Annotated in this window: 3 protein-coding genes; 1 reads left to right on the forward strand and 2 read right to left on the reverse strand. The window is 53.3% G+C overall.

All coding sequences use genetic code 11. The features are described from left to right. Window positions 1-483: 483 nt before the first annotated feature. Both D5S03_RS09575 and D5S03_RS09580 read right to left on the reverse strand, forming a co-directional pair. On the reverse strand, window positions 484-915 hold the full coding sequence (locus D5S03_RS09575) for an ACT domain-containing protein (RefSeq protein WP_008868351.1): 432 nt from the start codon (window positions 913-915) through the stop codon (window positions 484-486). 30 nt (window positions 916-945) lie between these two features. Further along, window positions 946-2,247: a phenylacetate--CoA ligase family protein gene (locus D5S03_RS09580; protein WP_008868350.1), complete on the reverse strand. Its 1,302-nt coding sequence runs from the start codon at window positions 2,245-2,247 to the stop codon at window positions 946-948. Window positions 2,248-2,905: 658 nt separating this feature from the next. Between D5S03_RS09580 and D5S03_RS09585 the strand changes: the two genes are divergently transcribed. After that, a partial coding sequence (locus tag D5S03_RS09585; RefSeq protein ID WP_502697118.1) for a carboxyvinyltransferase occupies window positions 2,906-3,264 on the forward strand: 359 nt, incomplete at its 3' end.

Below are 3,264 nucleotides of genomic sequence, written 5' to 3' on the forward strand. Positions count from 1 at the left end.
CCCAGCACTCACTTTAATAATTTCGGTTTCATCACAAGCAAACAAATGGAAAAGTGAGTGCTGGGTCAGCGTAGCTGGTTTCACTGGGATGTGCAACGAAGTTGCCCGTGCCAAAAAAATCTTCTCTGGCACGGGAAGCCTTCAGGCTTCACACCCGGGTATAATACGCTTTCGCTGTCCTTCGGAATTATACCGGGCAGGCAGGTGCTCCGCACACACGGTTTTGAAGAATAAAAAATCCCCAGCAAGACATTACCCGCCTGTGGCAGACAGGCAAATTGCATATCCCCCCCTGAAGAGTTACGTTCAACCGGGCCTGCTCCTCAGTACAGGATTACGGACTCGGTGTAGCTCCCCTCCTTAGCCAAGGAGGGGCCGGGGGTGGTTGTATGAACTCCCTTCCTTTGAATTCCTAAATCCCTGAATCCCTCAATCCCTCAATCCCCCAATCCCTCAATCCCCCAATCCCTAACTCCCTAAAGTTTAAATATTATACAGCTCATCCCCGGGGATGATGCGTACCCCGTTTTTCTGCAGGGTCTCTACAGCCTCCTCCGTTCTGTCGAAGCGGAAGATCAAAACGGCATTCTGGCCGCTTTGCTGCACAAAGGCGTACATGTATTCCACGTTAATGCCGTTTTCGCTGAGCATGGTCAGGATGGCGTGCAGCCCGCCGGGTCGGTCTTCCACCTCGGCTGCCACTACGTTGGTGCGGCCCACGGTGAAGCCGTTTTCCTTGAGGGCCTGCTTGGCTTTCTCGTGATCAGTGACAATGAGGCGCAGAATACCGAAGTCCGTAGTGTCGGCCAGGGACAGGGCCCGGATATTTATCCCGGCCTCGGCCAGGGTCCTGGTGACATCGGCCAGCCTGCCGGCCCTGTTTTCCAGAAATATGGAAATCTGTTCAACTATCATTTTTTTCTCCCCGGGTGTTACCTGTTATGCTTATTTTTTGCGGCGGTCTATAATTCTCTGGGCCTTGCCCTCGGAACGGGCTATGCCCTGGGGTTCAACCATGGTCGTCTTGGCTGTTACTCCCAGAAATTCCTTGATATGCCCGGATATTTTCTTTTCCAGGCGCTGCAGGTGCCTGATTTCATCGGAAAACATGCTTTCGTGCACTTCCACCCGGACTTCCAGGGTGTCCATGCCGCCCTCGCGGTCGATGATGAGCTGGTAGTGGGGGGACAGTCCCTCGGTTTCCAGGAGGATGCTCTCGATCTGGGAGGGAAAGACATTTACTCCCCGGATAATGAGCATGTCGTCACTACGGCCGGTAATGCGCTCTATGCGGTAATGGGTACGTCCGCAGCGGCAGGGGACAGGGTTTAACCTGGTGATGTCCCGGGTGCGGTAGCGAAGAAGGGGCTGGGCCTCCTTGGTCAGGGTGGTGATGACCAGTTCGCCTTTTTCTCCCACAGGAAGAGGTTCGCCGCTGTCCGGGTCGATAATTTCCGGCAGGAAATGGTCCTCCCAGAGATGCAGGCCGTCCTGGGCGGCGATGCATTCCATGCCCACGCCCGGACCCATGATTTCCGAGAGACCGTAGATATCCAGGGCTTTGATCTCTAACTTGTTCTGAATATCCTGGCGCATTTCCTCGGTCCAGGGTTCAGCTCCGAATATGCCCACCCTCAGCTTGAGGTCGCTTATGCTTATGCCGGAAGCCAGTGCGGTTTCATACAGGTGCAGGCTGTAGGAAGGAGTACAGCAAAGCACAGTGGATCCGAAGTCGCGCATGAGCATGACCTGGCGCTTGGTTGCTCCTCCGGAAACAGGCAGGATTGTAGCCCCCAGGGCTTCCGCACCGTAATGGGCTCCCAGGCCTCCGGTAAACAGGCCGTATCCGTAGGAGTTGTGAATGATATCCGTCCTGGTGGCCCCGGCAGCCTCGAAGGATCTGGCCATGAGCCCGGCCCAGGTCTCCACGTCGCGCTGAGTATATCCGACTACAGTGGCCTTGCCGGTGGTGCCGGAAGAGGCGTGCACCCGGACCACGCTTTCCCGGGGCACGGCAAACATGCCGAAGGGGTAGTTGTTGCGCAGGTCCTGCTTTTCGGTAAAGGGCATCTGGCGCAGGTCAAAAAGAGACTTGAGATTTTCCGGCTTTAGCCCCAGTTCTTTGAACTTCTGTTTGTAGAAGGGTACATTATGATATATTTTTTGAACCAGGTATTTCAACCTTTTCAGCTGCAGGGTTTCCAGTTCATCCCTGGGCAGAGTCTCTTTTTGGACATCAAACACCATCTCTTTTCTCCTTTTTATGGGCAATACTACCTTTAAGGGGTTGTTACAAACTAACTGTTTTATTTAGAGAAAGCCAAATTATGACCAAAGACAAAGAACTTTATCCACGAATCTACACGAATCTACACAAATCAACCTGACCTGCCTAATCGGCAGGCCAGGAAGTTTATCCTTACTGGACCGGTGGATGTTTTACTTCTCGCGATAGCAGGATCACCTTTCCAAGGCTGCGATAAGCAGCCGGGAAATGATTGGGGAAGATTCGTGTGGATTCGTGGAAAAACGCCTTCCCAAATAATTGCAGATTTAACACAGTTGTTTTGCAACAGACCCTAACCACCCATAGATACTTGCCCTAATCAAGTCTTATCAGTCAAGAAAAAATCGGTTCCGGTTCAGGCTTTACTTGTCCGCCACCTGAAACTATACCTGCTTATCTCGTAACCATTCAGGGGGTCCTCGGTGTTGATTACTGGCACAAGGCTCAGGGGACTGTCCCCGCACTTATTTTTCTAACGCTCGCATCTGTAAATTGTTCATCAGAAAAAAATAAGTGCGGGACTGTCCCCGGTCACGCCAGAGGCGTGATTCCGGCATCCCCTGAATGGTTACCTTATCTCAAACGGTTAGATTCAGACCAGGAATAAAGGAAAAGAATATGTACAAGCTTGTAATTGAAGGCGGCAGCAGGCTGGAGGGGGAAATACGCATAAGCGGCTCCAAGAACGCCTCGCTGCCCATTCTCATGGCCTCCATTATGGCCGACAGTGACGTGATTCTGGAAAACGTGCCCGGTTTAAAGGATATTCATACCTCCTTGAAGCTGTTGACGCTTCTTGGCTGCAAATCCGGATACAGTGACGGCAGTGCCCGGATCCAGGCCGGGGAACTGGTTCCAGAGGCCCCGTATGACCTTGTCAGGACCATGCGGGCGTCGGTTCTGTGCCTGGGCCCCCTGCTGGCCAGGCTGGGCCGGGCCAAAGTGGCCCTGCCCGGGGGGTGCGCCATAGGATCGCG

Origin of the sequence: Desulfonatronospira sp. MSAO_Bac3, assembly GCF_003838035.1 — a bacterium.
GTDB lineage: Bacteria > Desulfobacterota > Desulfovibrionia > Desulfovibrionales > Desulfonatronovibrionaceae > Desulfonatronospira > Desulfonatronospira thiodismutans.